Here is a 15,390-nt window from a genome sequence, read left to right as displayed (position 1 = left end):
CTTCCTTGGCGATCCCCCTTTGGACCAGGTCCGCCACCGCCTCCGGGGTGTAGCCCGCCTCGAGGAGGACCTCCCGCGTGTGCTCCCCAAGGAGGGGCGGGGGAAGGCCTGGCCCCGCGGGGGTCCGGGAGAGGAAGCGCAAGGGGTTGGCCAGGGTGGGGAGGGCGCCCAGGAGGGGATGGGGGAGGGTCCAGACCGCGCCCCGCGCCCTCGCCTGGGGGTCCTGGAAGGCCTCCTTCAGGTCGTTCACGGGGGCGGCGGGGACGCCCGCCTCCTTGAACCTTTCCAGCCAGTGGGCCCGGGAGCGGGCCTTAAGGGCCCGGGAAAGGGCCTCCACCACCTCCTCCCGGTGCTCCACCCGGAGGGCGTTCGTGGGAAAGCGCCGGGCGAGGTCGGGAAGCCCCACCACCTGGCAGAGCCTCGCAAACTGCTCGTCGTTGCCCACCGCCAGGACGAGCCAGCCGTCCTCCGCGGGGAAGGCCCCGTAGGGGACGATCTGGGCGTGGGCGTTGCCGAGCCTTTTTGGGGGCTTTCCCGTGAGGAGGAAGCTTTCCCCCAGGTTCGCCAGGGCGAAAAGCCCCACGTCAAAGAGGGAGAGGTCTATGTGCTGGCCGAGGCCGCTTCGCTCCCGCTCCCAGAGGGCGGCGAGCACGGCCAAGGCCCCCATCATCCCCGTCATCACGTCAATCCAGGCCACCCCCACCTTCATGGGGGGGCCTTCGGGCTCGCCCGTGACGGACATGATCCCGGTGTAGCCCTGGAGGGCGGCGTCGTAGCCGGGCTCCTTGGCCCTGGGCCCGGTGTGGCCGAAGCCCGTGATGGAGAGGTAAATGAGGCGGGGGTTCAAGGGCTTTAGGCTCTCGTAGTCCAGGCCGAAGCGCCTGAGGTCCCCCGTCTTGAAGTTCTCCACCAGGACGTCCGCCTTCTGGGCGAGGCGGCGCACCGCCTCCTGGCCCTCTGGGCGCTTGAGGTCTAAGGCCACGCTCCGCTTTCCCCGGTTCACCGCGAGGAAGTAAGCGCTCTCCCCCTCCACGAAGGGCGGGCCCCAGCCCCGGGTCTCGTCCCCCCAGGGAGGCTCCACCTTGACCACCTCCGCCCCGAGGTCCGCCAGGATCATGGTGCAGAGGGGCCCCGCCAGGACCCGGGAGAGGTCCAGGACCTTGAGGCCGGAAAGGGGCTTCATAGGGGCATCTTACGCGGTATAGTGGGGGGGTGGGCCGCTTCCTCCGGCACGCCTTGGCGCTTGCGGTGCTCCTTGCCGTCCTCCTCCCCTTCCTCTGGATGGCCTACGCCGCCTTCATGCCCAAGGAGGCGGTGTACTCGGGGGAGCTCTTCTCCCGGGTGGGCTTCAGCCTGGAGAACGTGCGGGCCCTGGCCCGGGAGGGCTTCTGGGGACGCCTCCTCTTCTCCTTGGGGGTGTCCTCTGGGGCGGTGGCCTTGGAGCTTTTCACCGCCCTCTTCGCCGCCTACGCCCTGAGGGCGGGCCTGGGGCTTCTCCCCTTCTACCTGGTCCTGATGGCGATCCCGGCGGAGCTCCTCCTCGTGCCCCTTTACGGGGTCCTGAAAGACCTCTCCCTGCTGGAGACCTTCTGGGCCCTGCTCCTGCCCTTCGCCGCGAGCCCCTTCGTCATCTACCTCGTCTACCAGGGCATGCGGGCCGTGCCTGAGGAGCTTCTGGAGGCGGCCAAGCTGGACGGGGCCGGGCACCGGGTCCTCCTCTTCCGCATCCTCCTCCCCCTGGTGCGCCCCACCCTGGTGGCGGCCGGGGTTTTGGCCTTCGCCGCCCACTGGAACCTGGTCCTCTACCCCCGGGTGGTGGTCTCCGACCCGGGGCTTTGGACGCTCCAGACCTGGCTCACGGACCTGCAGCGCAAGTACCCCACGGACTGGGGCCTCCTCTCGGCGGCGGCCCTCCTCAGCGTCCTCCCCATCGCCCTCCTCTACCTCCTCTTTGAGCGGCGGGTGGTGGCCACCTTTGAGGAAGGGCTAAAGGGGTAGCTACACTAAAGGTGTTAGGAAAGGAGGTGAAGGCCGTGCGCGCCCTGGCGTTGGCGCTCGCCCTGGTCCTTCCCGGCTGCCTCCCCGTGGCCATGCTGCGCCCCCCGGAGCCCGCCCGGGGGGCGGAGTTCTCCCTGGGGGCGACCCTGATGCCGAACCCCTTTGGCGGCCAGTCGCCCGTCCTCCTCCTGCCCTACCTGGCCCACGCCGAGGGGGACGGGACCCTGGAGTACAACCTCTCCCTCCAGTGGGGCCTCCGGGGCGGGGTCAAGGTGGGCCTGGCCCCGGGGGTGGCCCTGGACGCGGGCCTCACCCTCCCGCCCGCCCTGGGCGAGGTGGCGGACTGGAGCTGGGGGGTGCCCGTGGTCCTGGACGGGGGGGTCATCCTGGGCGGGGGAGGCTACTACCTCTCGCCCAGGCTTCACCTCCTCGGGGTCCTGGGAGGGGAGTGGGGGTTGGCCTACCAGCTTTCCGCGGGGGTCTACGGCGGGGGCTGGGTGGCGGAGGTGGGGGCCTTGGGCGCGCCGGGGATGAGCGGGGTCCTCTTCAGCCTCTCCGCCGCCTGGCGGTTTGGAACCGCTCCCGAAGCGCCTTAAGCCTTTCCCGCACCCGCTCCTCCCACCCCTCCCCCGTGGCCTCAAAGAGGGTGAGGCCTTCCAGGCCCTCGGGGAGGTACCTCTGGGCGAAGCTTCCCTCCTTGTCCTCGTGGTAGTAGGCGTACCCCTCCCCGTGCCCCAGGGCGCGGGCGAGGCCGGTGGGGGCGTTTCTCAGGTTCAGGGGGACCTCGGCCTCGGGGTGGGCCTTGGCCGCCTCCTGGGCCTTTTTCCAGGCGGCGTAGAGGCTGTTGCTCTTGGGGGCCAGGGCCAGGTAGACCGCGGCCTCCACCAGGGCGAGCTCCCCTTCCGGGCTTCCCAGGGCCTCGTAGGCCTCCTTGGCGGCCACGGCGAGGCGGAGGGCCAGGGGGTCGGCGAGGCCCACGTCCTCCACCGCCACCCGGATGAGCCTGCGGGCGAGGTAGCGGGGGTCGGCCCCGCCCTGAAGGAGCCTCGCCAGGTAGTAGAGGGCGGCGTCCACGTGGCTTCCCCGCAGGGACTTGTGGAGGGCGGAGACCAGGTCGTAAAACCGGTCCCCTTCCCGGTCCATGCCGAAGCGCTCCGCCCCCAGGGCCTCCCGCACGCTCTTGAGGTCCACCCGGCCGAAGCTTGCGGCGAGCTCCAGGGTGTTCAGGGCGAAGCGGGCGTCGCCCCCGGCCGCCTGGGCGAGAACCCTTAGGGCCTCCTCCTCGTAGGGCGTGCCGGGAAGGCCCCTTGGGTCCTCCAGGGCCCGCCTGAGGAGGGCGAGGAGGTCGGCCTCCTCCAGGGGCCTCAAGGGGAAGAAGCGGAGGCGGGAGCGGAGGGCGGGGACGAGGGCGAAGGCGGGGTTTTCCGCCGTGGCCCCGATGAGGGTGAGGAGGCCCGACTCCAGGTGGGGGAGGAGGGCGTCCTGCTGGGCCTTGTTGAAGCGGTGGACCTCGTCCAGGAAGAGGACGAGGCCCCCCTTTGCCCTCGCCTCCTCCACCGCCTGGCGCACCTCCTTAAGCCCTGCCTCCACCGCGGAGAGCCTTAGGAAGGGCCTCCCCACCCCTTCGGCGAGGAGCCGGGCCAGGGTGGTCTTGCCCGTGCCCGGGGGGCCGAAGAGGACCATGGAGGAAAGCCGCCCCGCCTCCAGCATCCGCCTCAGAAGCCCCTGGGGGCCGGTGAGGTGGGGCTGGCCCAGGACCTCGTCTAAGCTTCGGGGCCTGAGGCGCTCGGCCAGGGGTTCCACTTCCCTCATGGTAAAGGGCCTGTGGTAGGCTTGGGGAGAATGCGGGCGCTCTTCCTCTTGCCGTGGGGGTTCTTCCTCCTTGGCCTCCTCCCCCTGGCCGTGGCGGACCCCGTGGGGACGGCGGGGTGGGGCGGTCTTCTCGCCGCCTTACTCCTTGCCGCCGTGGCGAGCCTCTACTCCCGCTTCCCCGTGGCCTTTCCCGTCCAGCTCGCCCTGGTGCTGGGGCTCAGCCTTCTGGCCTTTGAGCGCGCCCTGGAAGGCGCCCTGCGCCTGGTGGGGTCTGACCCCCCCGGCTACGCCGCCCTTGGGGGGGTGCTCGGGGCCTTGGCCCTGGGGGTGGCCTTCTTCCTGGGGACGGGGCGGGAGGCCCCCCTTCTTCCCCCCCTTCCGGGAGTGGGGACGCGGGAGGACCTCCTGCGCCTCGCCGGGGCCCTGGAGGGGCTCGCCTTAAGGCGGCCCTTGGTCCTCGTCTACCTGGCCACGGAGGCCCCGCCCGAGAGGCTGGAGGCGGAGCTCAGGCGGGGGGATCTGGCCTTTAGGCTTCGGGGGGGGTACCTCCTCGTCCTCCAGGGGGGCCGCCCCGAGGACGCCCTGGGCCTCCTCAAGCGGCTCCAGGCCCGGTTTCCCCTCTCGGCCTACGCGGTGGAGCGCTGGCGGGGGGGAAGCCTGGAGAAGGTGCTCGCCCGCCTCGAGGCCGAGGCCCTCCTCCAGTCCTGAAGCGGTGTAGCCTCCTCGTCCCTACACCCACAAGGGGTGTACGGGTCTACCCCCTAGAGCCCCCGGCTTCCCTCGGGCTTCCCCTACCCTGGGGCTTAGGGAGGTGGACCATGGAGCAGGGGAAAGCCATCAGCGAGGCCTGGAAAGAGGCCCTGGAAACCTACGGGGAGCGCGAAGAGGAGTAGCCCTAAGGGTGCCCGGGGGCGGGGAAGCCGCCCCCGATTTTCCTTTACCGCCCAACGGCCGCTTCCTCCGGGAGGGGTCCAGGACCACGTTGGGGCGGGCCTCTTTCTTGTCCACCTTGTTCAGAACCACGATGGGCTTGAGCCCCGCCTCCAGGGCCTTGCGCAGGACGAGGCGGGTCTGGGGCATGGGGCCCAGCGTCCACCAGGGTGGTCTTGCCGTGGTCCACGTGGGCGATGAGGGCAACGTTATGGGTGCACCAATCCCCTCGCTGGGAAGGCCCTTAGGATAAGGGCATGCGGGTGGCGACCTTCTCCCTGGTGGCCCAAGACCCCAAGACCGGGGACCTGGGCGTGGCCGTGGCCAGCAAGTTTTTGGCGGTGGGGGCGGTGGTCCCCTTCGCCGAGGCGGGGGTGGGGGCCATCGCCACCCAGTCCTACGCCAACCCCCGCTACGGGCCCCAGGGCCTCGCCCTCCTCCGCCAGGGGGCGAGCCCGGAAGGGGTCCTCGAGGCCTTCCGCCGCACCGACCCCGGGCTGGAGAAGCGCCAGTTCGGCCTGGTGGCGGCCACGGGGGAGAGCCTCACCTTCACCGGGGCGGAGTGCCACCCCTGGGCCGGGGGGGTGGCGGGTAAGGGCTTCGCCGCCCAGGGAAACCTCCTTTCGGGAAGCGAGGTGGTGGAGGCCATGGTGGAGACCTTCCTCACCGCCCAGGCCCCCTTCCCCGAGAGGCTCCTCCTCGCCCTGAAGGCGGGGGAGGAGGCGGGAGGGGACAGGCGGGGGAAGCAGTCCGCCGCCCTCCTGGTGGTGGGGGAGGGAAAGGGGTACGGGGGGCTTTGGGACCGGTACGTGGACCTCCGCGTGGACGACCACCCCGAGCCCATAGACGAGCTCTTCCGGCTCCTCTCCCTCCACCGCCTCCTCTTTGAACGGCCCAAGGGGCGCCGCCCCCTCACCGAGGAGGAGGTGCGCTTTTTCCAGGGGGTGCTCGGGCGCCTCGGGCTTTACGCCGGGGAGGCCCACGGGGTCTTTGACGAGGCCACGGAGCGCGCCTTTTTGGCCCTGATCGGCATGGAGAACCTGGAGGAGCGCTACCGGGGCGGGCCCGAGGTGGACGAGGCCACCTTAAGCTACCTCAAGGGGAGGTACGGATGGAGCTAGGGGCCGGGGGCGTGGTCTTCAACGCCAAACGGGAGGTCCTCCTCCTTCGCGACCGCATGGGCTTCTGGGTCTTCCCCAAGGGCCACCCGGAGCCGGGGGAGAGCCTGGAGGAGGCGGCGGTGCGGGAGGTCTGGGAGGAGACGGGGGTCCGGGCCGAGGTCCTCCTTCCCCTCTACCCCACCCGCTACGTCAACCCCAAGGGGGTAGAGCGGGAGGTGCACTGGTTCCTCATGCGGGGGGAGGGGGCGCCCCGCCTGGAGGAGGGCATGACCGGGGCGGGGTGGTTTTCCCCCGAGGAGGCCCGCGCCCTCCTCGCCTTCCCCGAGGACCTGGGGCTTTTGGAGGTGGCCCTTGAGCGTCTACCGCTTTGAGGACAAGACCCCTGCGGTCCACCCCACGGCCTTCATCGCCCCCGGGGCCTATGTGGTGGGGGCGGTGGAGGTGGGGGAAGGGGCCTCCATCTGGTTCGGCGCCGTGGTCCGGGGGGACCTGGAAAGGGTGGTGGTGGGCCCCGGGACCAACGTCCAGGACGGGGCCGTCCTCCACGCCGACCCCGGCTTTCCCTGCCTCCTTGGGCCCGAGGTCACCGTGGGCCACCGGGCGGTGGTCCACGGGGCGGTGGTGGAGGAAGGGGCCCTCGTGGGCATGGGGGCGGTGGTGCTGAACGGGGCGAGGATCGGCAAAAACGCCGTGGTGGGGGCGGGGGCGGTGGTGCCGCCGGGCATGGAGGTGCCCGAAGGGAGGCTCGCCCTCGGGGTCCCGGCCCGGGTGGTGCGCCCCATAGACCCTCCCGGGAACGCCCCCCGCTACCGGGCCCTTGCCGAGCGCTACCGGAAGGCCCTCTTCCCCGTGGCGCCCCCGCGGCGCTACCGCCTCACCCTGAGGGGCCAGGACGCCCTGAACCCCTTCAGCGAGGTGCACCTAAGGCTCAAGCGGACGCGGCGGGAGGCCCTCGAGGTCCTCAGGCGGGCGGCCCAGGGCTTTCCCCTGGACCCGGAGGAGGCCTTGCCCCTTCTGGCGGAGGGGCTCCTCGCCCCCGAGTGAGCCCGGGGCCACAGAGCGGGGGGCAAGAAAGGGGCAGCATGGAGCGCAAGATGGTGGAGCTTGAGGACACGGGCTTGACCTTCGCGACCGAGGTGGACCTGGAGCGCCTCCAGGCCCTCGCCGCCGAGTGGCTCCAGGTCATCGGGGAAGACCCCGGCCGCGAGGGGCTTTTGAAGACGCCGGAGCGGGTGGCCAAGGCCTGGGCCTTCCTCACCCGGGGCTACCGGCAGCGCCTGGAGGAGGTGGTGGGCGGCGCCGTTTTCCCGGCGGAGGGGAGCGAGATGGTGGTGGTGAAGGGCGTGGAGTTCTACTCCATGTGCGAGCACCACCTCCTTCCCTTCTTCGGCAAGGTCCACATCGGCTACATCCCCGACGGGAAGATCCTGGGCCTCTCCAAGTTCGCCCGCATCGTGGACATGTTCGCCCGCAGGCTCCAGGTGCAGGAGCGCCTCGCGGTCCAGATCGCCGAGGCCATCCAGGAGGTTCTGGAGCCCCAGGGGGTGGGGGTGGTGGTGGAAGGGGTCCACCTCTGCATGATGATGCGGGGGGTGGAGAAGCAGCACTCCCGCACCGTGACGAGCGCCATGCTGGGGGTCTTCCGGGAGAACCAGAAGACCCGGGAGGAGTTTTTGAGCCACCTCAGGGACGGGACGGCCTAAGGCCCCGCCCGGTCAACGCTCCGCCGCCAGGGCCTTCTTCTGGGCCTCCTCCAGGGCCACCCTGGGCTTCACCCCCTGCTTGAGGCTTTTCTCCAGGGCCTCCTCCAGGTAGCCGTACCAGACCACAAGCTCGGGGTCCTGGCTCCAGGGACGGGCCGCCTCCACCTGGGCGAAGACCGCGCGCCGCTCGGGTTCCTGGAGGAAGTCCTTAAGCTCGGCCTCCGCCGCCCGCCTCAAGGGCAGGTACCAGGTGGTGCGCACCCAGTCCGCCTGGCGCTTGGGTTCCAGGAAGTGGCGCCAGAAGGCCACCGCCCCCCGGGCCTCCTCGGGGCCCGCCCCCTTGAGGACCACGAGGACCGCCCCCGAGAGGGGGACGGCCCCGCCCGGGACCCGGGGCAAGGGGGCGTACCCCACCTGGAAGGGGAGGGCGGTCTGGGCCAGGACCACAGGGAGGGCCGTGGTGGGGCCGATCCCCATGAAGGCCTTGGTCCTGAGGAAGTCGGCCACGGCGAACTGGGCCTCCGCCAGGTTCCTGGCCTGGGCGTGCCCCTTTTGCACCATGCGGTAAAGCATCTCCAGGGCCTCCACCGCCTCCTTGGAGGTGAAGGCGGGAAGCCCGTCCTTCACCAGGCTTCCCCCCAGGCTCATGACGATGGCGTTGAAGCTCCACACGTCGGTGGCGATCACCATCCCCTTGGCGGTGCGGCTGGTGAGCGCCTCCGCCGCCCGCTCCACCTCGGCCCAGGTCATGGGGGGCTTAAGCCCCTTGGCGCGGAAGGCGTCCTTGTTGTAGTAGAGGGCGGGGACCGAGACCCCGAGGGGAAGGCCGTAGGTCCTTCCCCCCACCTGGCCTGCCTTCAGGGGGGCGGGGTAGAGGTCCTGGGGCAGGTCCTGGAGGTAGGCGTCCAGGGGAAGGGCGAGCCCCTCCTTGGCGAGGCGGGGCAGGAAGGAGAGCTCGGCGTGGAAGAGGGCAGGCGGCCTGCCGGAGCGCAGGGCGGCGAGGAGCTTCACCCCGGCCTCGCGGTAGTCCCCCACGTACCGGGCCTCGAGCCGGTAGGCGTTCTGGCCCGCGTTGAAGGAGCGGATCGCCTCCTCCAGGACCCGGTCGCCGGGGGGGCCTGCGGTGTGCCAGAAGGGGATGACCGTCTGGGCCAAGGCCAGGGAAAGAACGGGCAGAAGGGCGGGAAGTCCCCTCATGCCCCTAAGCCTACCGGGAAACGGGTGAGAGGTCTGAAAGGAGAAGGGAAAGGCCCTTGAGGAAGGGGGCCGCCCGGGCCCTCAGCTCCTCCCGGGCCGAAAGGAAGAGGCGGCGCACCTTTGGCCCCGGAAAGTCGGGGCCCAAAAGCTCCTGGGGGAGGCCGGGGTCCAGGAAGAGGAGCTTCCTCGCCTCGTGGACGAGCCGGGTGAGGTGGCGGAAGGCCTCCACGGGGTCCTCGGGGCTTTGACCCAGGAGGGCGGAAAGCCGCCCGTAGCCCGCCTTGGCCTCCTCCAGGGGGAAGGCCCTGAGGACCTCCTCCTTTCCCCCGAGAAGCTCCCCTTGGAAGCAGGTGGCGCTAAGGCCGTAGAAGCCGAGGAGCTCCCGGGTGGCCTCGAGGTCCGCCCCGACCCCCAGATAGACCCCGCTCTGCAGCCCCCCGTAGCCCAAAAGGGCCATCTCCCGACGGAACCTCTCCCTCTCCCCCCGCTCCTTGGGCCCCTCGGGAAGGACGAGGAGGAAGCGCCCGTCCCACGGGGGGAGGGAGCCGTAGAGGCGGCGGCGCACCTGGCGCACCTGCCAGTAGACCCGGTCGGAGAGGGCGTAGTAGGCGGCCCGCCCCTCCCGCTTGGGCACCACCCAGCCCCGCTTGGCGCTCCGGGAAAGCGCCGCCCGCACCGCCATCTCCGAGAAGCCCAGGGCGGCCATCATGGCCACGAGGTCCCGCACCCGGGCCGCCCGTTCCGGGTAGACGTACTCCACGAACAGGGTGAAGATGGTGGACCTGGCCCGCATGCCCTAAAAGACCGGCTCAAGCCGCCTTTCCCGGTACTCCCTGAGGGCCCCCTCCAGGAAGGCGGCGAGGGGCATCGTCCCCAGGTTGCCCTTCTTCCGGCGGCGCACGCTCACCGCTCCTTCGGCCTTCTCCCGCTCCCCCACCACGAGGATGTAGGGCACCTTCTGCACCTCGGCGTCCCGGATCCGGGCCTGCATCCTCTCGGGCCGGGTGTCGGCCTCGGCCCGTAGGCCCGCCTCCTTGAGCCTACCCGCCACCTCCCGGGCGTAGTCCTCCTGCTTCTCGGACACGGGGACCACCACCGCCTGCACCGGGGCGAGCCACAGGGGGAAGTCCCCGGCGAAGTGCTCAATGAGGATGCCGATGAAGCGCTCCAGGGAGCCGAAGGGGGCCCGGTGGAGCATCACGGGGCGGTGCTCCTCCCCGTCTTTGCCCACGTAGGTCAGCCCGAAGCGCTCGGGCAGGTTGTAGTCCACCTGGATGGTGCCGAGCTGCCACTCCCGCCCCAGGGCGTCCTTCACCACGAAGTCCAGCTTGGGGCCGTAGAAGGCGGCGTCCCCCTCCTCCACCGTGTACCGGAGCCCGGCCTCGGCCGCCGCCTCCTCAATCTGCCTTTCCGCCAGGGCCCACTTGGCCTCGTCCCCCACGTACTTGTCGCTTTTCGGGTCCCGCACCCCGATCCGGGCCCGGTAGTCCTTAAGCCCCAAGGTGGCGAAGACCTTAAGCACCAGGTCCAAGACCCCGAGGAACTCCCCCTTCACCTCCTCGGGGGTGCAGAAGATGTGGGCGTCGTCCTGGGTGAAGCCCCTAACCCTTGTGAGGCCAAGAAGCTCCCCCGCCTTCTCGTAGCGGTAGACGGTGCCGAACTCGGCAAGCCTTAGGGGAAGCTCCCGGTAGGAGCGCTTCCTATAGGCGTAGATCCTGATGTGGTGGGGGCAGTTCATGGGCTTGAGGAGGTACTCCTCCTCCTCGCCCCGCTCCTTGAAGCTGATGGGGGGGAACTGGCTTTCCGCGTAGTAGGGGTAGTGGCCGCTGGTCTTGTAGAGCTCCAGGCTCCCGATGTGGGGCGTGGTCACGAGCTGGTAGCCCCGCCTCACCTGCTCCTCCCGCATGAAGGCCATGAGCTCCTCCCGGACCACGTTCCCCTTGGGAAGCCAGAGCACGAGCCCCTTCCCCACCAGGGGGTCTATGAGGAAGAGCTCCAGCTCCCGCCCAAGCCGCCGGTGGTCCCGTTTCTTGGCCTCCTCCAGCTGCCAGAGGTATTCTTTAAGTTCCTCGGCGGTGCGGAAGGCCACCCCGTAGACCCGCTGCAGCATGGGCCTGTTTTCGTCCCCCCGCCAGTAGGCCCCCGCCACGTGGGTGAGCTTGAAGTGGGGGGGGATGCGGCCCGTGGAGGGGACGTGGGGGCCGCGGCAGAGGTCGGTGAAGCCGTAGGCCTCGTCCCCCTGCTGGTAGAAGCTGATCTCCTCCCCCTCGGGGATCTCCAGGACGAGCTCCGTCTTGTAGGGGTCCTTTCCCCGGTAGCGGGCTAAGGCCTCCTCCCGGGAGAGGACGAAGCGCCTTAGGGGGAGGTCCCGCTTGAGGATCTCCCGCATCTTCGCCTCTATGGCGGGCAGGTCCTCGTCGGAGAGGGGCTCGGGGGCTTCTATGTCGTAGTAGAAGCCCTTCTCAATCACGGGCCCCACCCCGAGCCTCACGCTTTCCGGATCGTAGCCCTTCTCCCGGAAGAACTCCTTCACCGCCTGGGCCAGGACGTGGGCCAGGGTGTGGCGGAAGAGGGTCTGGAACTCGGGGTCCTTCTCCGTGAGGAGGCGCACCTTCGCCCCCTGGGGAAGGGGCTTTAGGAGGTCGTAGAGCTCCCCGTCCACGATGGCCCCCACCGCCCGCCTCTCCCAGCCCTCCCCGAGGGCCCGGGCCACGTCCTTCGCCGTGGCCCCCTCGGGAAGCTCCAGGGGCTTGCCGTCCGGCAGGTAGACCGTCATGCCCTCTACTATACGGGCATTTACCCGGCTTCGCCCTCGCTTCGGGCCCCGCTCAGGCCTCCCGTGCTCCCCCTGACCCTGGCCTGACGGGGCCGGGGCAACTTGGAGAAAGGGGGTGAAAGGCGTGGGCGAAGCGCGACCCCGACAAGCTAAGGTAAAGGCGAACAGGCTTGACATGAGGAAGGGGTGTGCGTAAGATTAGCCTCGGATGCCGCGCGAGAAGGGCTTCAAAGCAAGCGGGCCCGGCTCGTGCGGCGCCAGGCCCAAGGGGGCAACGCGGAAAACCCCTGGGGAAAAGCACTAAGGAGGTGCAGGGTATGAAAGGAGTAAGGCTAAAGGCATTCGGCGTGGCCCTGTTGGGCGCTTTCGCCCTCCTCTTCGCGGGCTGTGGCCAGCAAGGGAGTGGCGGGGGTAGCGCCCAGGCGCCCACCAAGGGGTCCCTCACGGTGAACGTGACCCCGGCGGACGCCCAGGTCCAGGTGACGGGTCCAAACAGCTACAGCGATAGCTTCACCGGCGGCAAGACCCTGACCAACCTGGAGCCTGGGAGCTACACCGTCCAGGCCAGCAAGACGGGCTACTTCCCCGCCCAGGCCACCCACCAGGTGGAGGCGGGCAAGACCACCACCGTGGTCCTCAACCTCCTCCCCGTGCCCGCCGCCAGCCCTACGGAGGGCAAGGTGGCGGTCCTGGTGGTGAACGGCAACGGGGCGCCCATCTCTGGGGCCACGGTGTCCGACGGGACGAACAGCGCCACCACGGACGCCCAGGGCCGGGCGGACCTCACCTACACCACCGCAGGCGCCTACGCCATCAGCGTGAACAAGAGCGGCTACCTGGGTGACGCCAAGCTGGCGAGCGTGGAGCTGGGCAAGGTGGTGGCCCTCACCTTCAAGCTCCAGCCTGAGCCCGCCCCAGCCCCCACCACGGGCACCCTGGTGGTCCACGTCTACGGGGCGGACACCGGCCAGACCCTCTCCGGCGCCAGCGTCAGCTCTGACCCGAGCCTCACCTTTAGCGGCAGCGGCGGCCTCTTCACCGCCACCGCCGCCCCCGGCACCTACGCCGTGACCGCGAGCGCTCCGGGCTACCTCTCCGGGAGCCGGGCCGCCCAGGTGGAAGCGGGCAAGACCACCGTGCTTAACCTCGGCCTCCAGAGGAACACCGCCTCCGGTCCCGTGGGCGAGATTGAGATCGTTTCCGTCACCGACCAGTGGGGCCAGCCCCTGCCCGTGCAGCGGGAGGAAAACGAGGCCAAGGACGTGAACCTCTACGCCTCCCAGACGGAGGAGCCCGTCTGCGTCACCGTGCGGGTGACCAAGGACGGCCAGCCCGTCCAGAACGCCCGGGTGCGGGTGAGCGCCATCTCCTACGAGGAGCACGCTGCGCTCCTCTACAAGGGCTGCGAGACCCAGAACGTCACCGAGCTGGACTTCGTGATGACCGACGCTGACGGCATCGCCAAGTTCAGCTTCCAGGGCATCGGCGAGAGCTACTCCGGCCAACCCGTGAAGTTCCTGGTCTCCGCCAGCGAGGAGGGCTCCGGCTGGTCTGCCCGCTCCAAGGAGTTCAAGGTCTTCTTCTACAACATCACCCACCTCTACCTCCGGGACGGCGGGGACGACGACGCCCTTGAGACCTCGGACGACGTCGTCCGCTACAGCGGCAAGCGCACCGGCGCCGACCTCGGCACCATCATCAACGCCTTTGACTTCAGCGACCTCACCAAGAACCGCCACCTCTTCCGCGCCGAGGTGCGCCAGAAGCAGCCCACCACGGATCTCCTCCCCATCACCGGCTTCGGCTACGTCCGCTACGAGCTGGTGGGCGGGGACGTCTCCAAGGTGGACCTCTGCGACATCAGCCCGGCCACCTGCGCCGCCGCCATCAACGACACCGACGGCTCCGGCGTCTACCTCCAGCCCAAGTCCAGCGTCACCGCCAGCGACCTGCCCATCAGCGTCCGGGTGAGGGCCACCCTGTACGTGGTGGTCACCTACGGCTCCAGCGAGTACACCTTCGCCCTCAAGGACTTCACCTTCACCAAGACCTGGACCGGCGCCGCCCTCGCCATTGAAAAGAGCGGCCCCACGGTCATCGGCTGGAGCGGCACCGACCACTCCCCCAACGACGTCACCCTGGTGCAGAGCGGGGCCGGGGTGCCTAGCGGGGCCACCTACACCTACACCATCACCGTGCGCAACCTGAGTACCACCGAAACGGCCAACAACGTGGTCGTCACCGACCTCCTCCCCGCCGAGCTCGGCTTCGTCTCCGCCTCGGCCGGCGGCACCTACGACCCCATCCTCCACACGGTCACCTGGGACTACTCCACCACCCCCGCCCTCACCTCCATCGCTCCCGGCGGCTCCGTGAGCGTGACCGTCACCGTCTACGCCCGCCACAAGCCGGGCTACGTGTGGAACGACAAGGACGGGGACATGGCGACCGACGGCGACGAAAACCTGAACGAGCCCGGCTACTACTACTCCCTCCGGCCGCCCGCCTACGGCACCACCAGCGCCTACCCCGACCCCTACTCCTTTGACAACCGCGCCGTGGCCCGGGGCGACAACACGCCCGAGGTGAGCACGGCCAAGCGGATCTACGTGGTGCGGCCCTTCTTCACCCTGACCAAGACGCCGAGTAGCGCCACCGTCTTCCAGGGCGACCGGGTCCGCTTCACCCTGACCGCCACTAACCTGGACCGGGCCGAGGCTCCCATCAACGACCCCGACTACCAGGCCCTGAAGACCGCCTACCCCTCGGAGTACGCCGCCGCCCTCACGGGCTACAGCCTGAAGGTGCGCGACCTCTTCGGCGAGGGCCTGGACTTCGTGAACGCGAGCCCGGCGGGCGCCCTGGACGCGGAAGGCAAGACCCTGGAGTGGGACCTCGGCGACCTGGCCCTTGGGGCTTCCACGAGCATCATCGTGGACCTCCGGGCGAGCGAGGTGGGCACTTGGGGGAACTGCGCCCGGCTCTACGCCTGGAACCTGAACCAGTACGAGTACTCCTCCACCTACCCGCGCTGGAACGTGCCGCCCACCTAGCTTGAGCCCACCACCGGCACCGACCCCAGGCCCAGCCCGCCCTACACCCCGGAGACGGCCAACCCCGACACCGTGGGCAACTACCTGGAGGATTGCGCCACCGTTGATGTTCAGGCGAGGCCCACCGCCTACGCCCTCGCCATCAGCTCCCTCGGCGAGTTCAACAGCCTGACGGGCGGCACCTCCACCGACCCGGTGGCCGAGGGCAACGACTACTACTACCGCTTTGAGATCCGCGCCTGGGAGGGGAGCTCCGGTCCGCAGACGAACGTCACCCTTAACGTGACCCGCACCTTGGGCAACTCCACCTTCGCGGGCTCCGGCACGAAGGGCGTGGACTTTGAGGTGGAGCTTGACCCCGACGGGCCCTTCGGCCCCGCGTCCTACGCGCCCGTGCTGAGCGCCGACGTGCAGGTGCTTGCCTGGGGGCCCACCGGGGTTCAGCTCCGCTACCTCCCCAGCCTCGCCCCCGGGGCCACCCTGCGCTTCAGCCTGCGGGCGAACGCGGTGAACGGGACGAACACCACGGTCCAAGCGGACGCCACCAGCACCGAGGCGCCCGGCCCCTACACCGTCTTCGAGACCACCACCATCATCCCCTAGCCTAGGGCCGAGCCCCGCCCCCCGCCCCCCACGGGGCGGGGGGTTGCCTTTGCCGGGAGTGGAAGTTATAATGGGGTTTGCAACTCCAAGACACATCCTTTCCACTCCCGGTTTCTGTGGAGCCCTGATAAGAACTCCCCCTGGGTTTTTTCCCTTACCATGAGAACATCGCGCCGATCATGCCCTCTTCCACGGAT

At 69.9% G+C, this 15,390-nt stretch carries 13 protein-coding genes and 2 pseudogenes; 9 read left to right on the top strand and 6 right to left on the bottom strand.

Annotation, left to right across the window (positions count from 1 at the left end):
• Window positions 1-4 precede the first annotated feature (4 nt).
• Window positions 5-1,183 (bottom strand): annotated as a pseudogene (locus tag TTH_RS09565) (CaiB/BaiF CoA transferase family protein); the annotation flags it as partial.
• A gap of 29 nt (window positions 1,184-1,212) precedes the next feature.
• On the opposite strand from TTH_RS09565, the gene TTH_RS09560 reads away from it, so the two are divergent.
• The gene (locus TTH_RS09560) at window positions 1,213-1,998 is read left to right on the top strand and encodes a carbohydrate ABC transporter permease (RefSeq protein ID WP_011173899.1); all 786 of its coding nucleotides are present in this window, start codon (window positions 1,213-1,215) and stop codon (window positions 1,996-1,998) included.
• 26 nt (window positions 1,999-2,024) lie between these two features.
• Window positions 2,025-2,594, top strand: a complete 570-nt coding sequence (locus TTH_RS09555) for a hypothetical protein (RefSeq protein WP_011228986.1) — start codon at window positions 2,025-2,027, stop codon at window positions 2,592-2,594.
• Here the strand turns inward: TTH_RS09555 and TTH_RS09550 are convergent.
• On the bottom strand, window positions 2,545-3,810 hold the full coding sequence (locus TTH_RS09550; RefSeq protein WP_011228985.1) for a replication-associated recombination protein A: 1,266 nt from the start codon (window positions 3,808-3,810) through the stop codon (window positions 2,545-2,547). The two genes, TTH_RS09555 and TTH_RS09550, sit on opposite strands and share 50 nt — an antisense overlap.
• Window positions 3,811-3,840: 30 nt before the next feature.
• Here TTH_RS09550 and TTH_RS09545 point away from each other — a divergent pair, with 30 nt between their 5' ends.
• On the top strand, window positions 3,841-4,518 hold the full coding sequence (locus TTH_RS09545; RefSeq protein WP_164926081.1) for a hypothetical protein: 678 nt from the start codon (window positions 3,841-3,843) through the stop codon (window positions 4,516-4,518).
• Window positions 4,519-4,779: 261 nt separating this feature from the next.
• On the opposite strand, the pseudogene TTH_RS09540 reads toward TTH_RS09545, so the two are convergent.
• Window positions 4,780-4,896 (bottom strand): annotated as a pseudogene (locus tag TTH_RS09540) (GTP-binding protein); the annotation flags it as partial.
• Window positions 4,897-4,997: 101 nt separating this feature from the next.
• Between TTH_RS09540 and TTH_RS09535 the strand changes: the two are divergent.
• From TTH_RS09535 to folE, 4 genes are read left to right on the top strand one after another with little or no spacing between them, the layout of a single operon-like run.
• The gene (locus TTH_RS09535; protein ID WP_011228982.1) at window positions 4,998-5,861 is read left to right on the top strand and encodes a DUF1028 domain-containing protein; all 864 of its coding nucleotides are present in this window, start codon (window positions 4,998-5,000) and stop codon (window positions 5,859-5,861) included.
• Window positions 5,852-6,232 carry an NUDIX hydrolase gene (locus TTH_RS09530; protein ID WP_011228981.1) on the top strand — a complete coding sequence of 127 codons (381 nt, stop codon included), beginning with the start codon at window positions 5,852-5,854 and terminating at the stop codon, window positions 6,230-6,232. The genes TTH_RS09535 and TTH_RS09530 overlap by 10 nt, the downstream gene beginning before the upstream one ends.
• Entirely contained in the window at window positions 6,213-6,905 is a 693-nt protein-coding gene (locus tag TTH_RS09525) for a gamma carbonic anhydrase family protein (RefSeq protein WP_011173892.1), read from the top strand. The genes TTH_RS09530 and TTH_RS09525 overlap by 20 nt, the downstream gene beginning before the upstream one ends.
• A 38-nt stretch (window positions 6,906-6,943) precedes the next feature.
• Complete coding sequence (gene folE, locus TTH_RS09520; RefSeq protein WP_008633832.1) at window positions 6,944-7,564, top strand: GTP cyclohydrolase I FolE; 621 nt, start codon at window positions 6,944-6,946, stop codon at window positions 7,562-7,564.
• 12 nt (window positions 7,565-7,576) lie between these two features.
• Here the strand turns inward: folE and TTH_RS09515 are convergent, their stop codons facing one another.
• From TTH_RS09515 to thrS, 3 genes are read right to left on the bottom strand one after another with little or no spacing between them, the layout of a single operon-like run.
• Window positions 7,577-8,761 (bottom strand): ABC transporter substrate-binding protein, encoded by a 1,185-nt coding sequence (locus TTH_RS09515; protein WP_011228979.1) that lies wholly within the window; start codon window positions 8,759-8,761, stop codon window positions 7,577-7,579.
• 10 nt (window positions 8,762-8,771) lie between these two features.
• Window positions 8,772-9,554, bottom strand: coding sequence for a PaaX family transcriptional regulator (locus TTH_RS09510; RefSeq protein ID WP_011228978.1), 783 nt, complete (start codon window positions 9,552-9,554; stop codon window positions 8,772-8,774).
• 3 nt (window positions 9,555-9,557) lie between these two features.
• On the bottom strand, window positions 9,558-11,537 hold the full coding sequence (gene thrS / locus TTH_RS09505; protein WP_011228977.1) for a threonine--tRNA ligase: 1,980 nt from the start codon (window positions 11,535-11,537) through the stop codon (window positions 9,558-9,560).
• A 317-nt stretch (window positions 11,538-11,854) separates the two neighbouring features.
• Between thrS and TTH_RS09500 the strand changes: the two genes are divergently transcribed.
• Both TTH_RS09500 and TTH_RS09495 read left to right on the top strand, forming a co-directional pair.
• Complete coding sequence (locus tag TTH_RS09500) at window positions 11,855-14,590, top strand: carboxypeptidase regulatory-like domain-containing protein (protein ID WP_164926080.1); 2,736 nt, start codon at window positions 11,855-11,857, stop codon at window positions 14,588-14,590.
• 72 nt (window positions 14,591-14,662) lie between these two features.
• Window positions 14,663-15,193 carry a TTHA1873 family deoxyribonuclease gene (locus TTH_RS09495; protein WP_011228975.1) on the top strand — a complete coding sequence of 177 codons (531 nt, stop codon included), beginning with the start codon at window positions 14,663-14,665 and terminating at the stop codon, window positions 15,191-15,193.
• Window positions 15,194-15,390 lie beyond the last annotated feature (197 nt).

The sequence above is a fragment of the Thermus thermophilus HB8 genome (assembly GCF_000091545.1).
GTDB lineage: Bacteria > Deinococcota > Deinococci > Deinococcales > Thermaceae > Thermus > Thermus thermophilus.
Note: the sequence above shows the minus strand (reverse complement) of the source record. Positions and strands in the feature narration are given on the sequence as shown.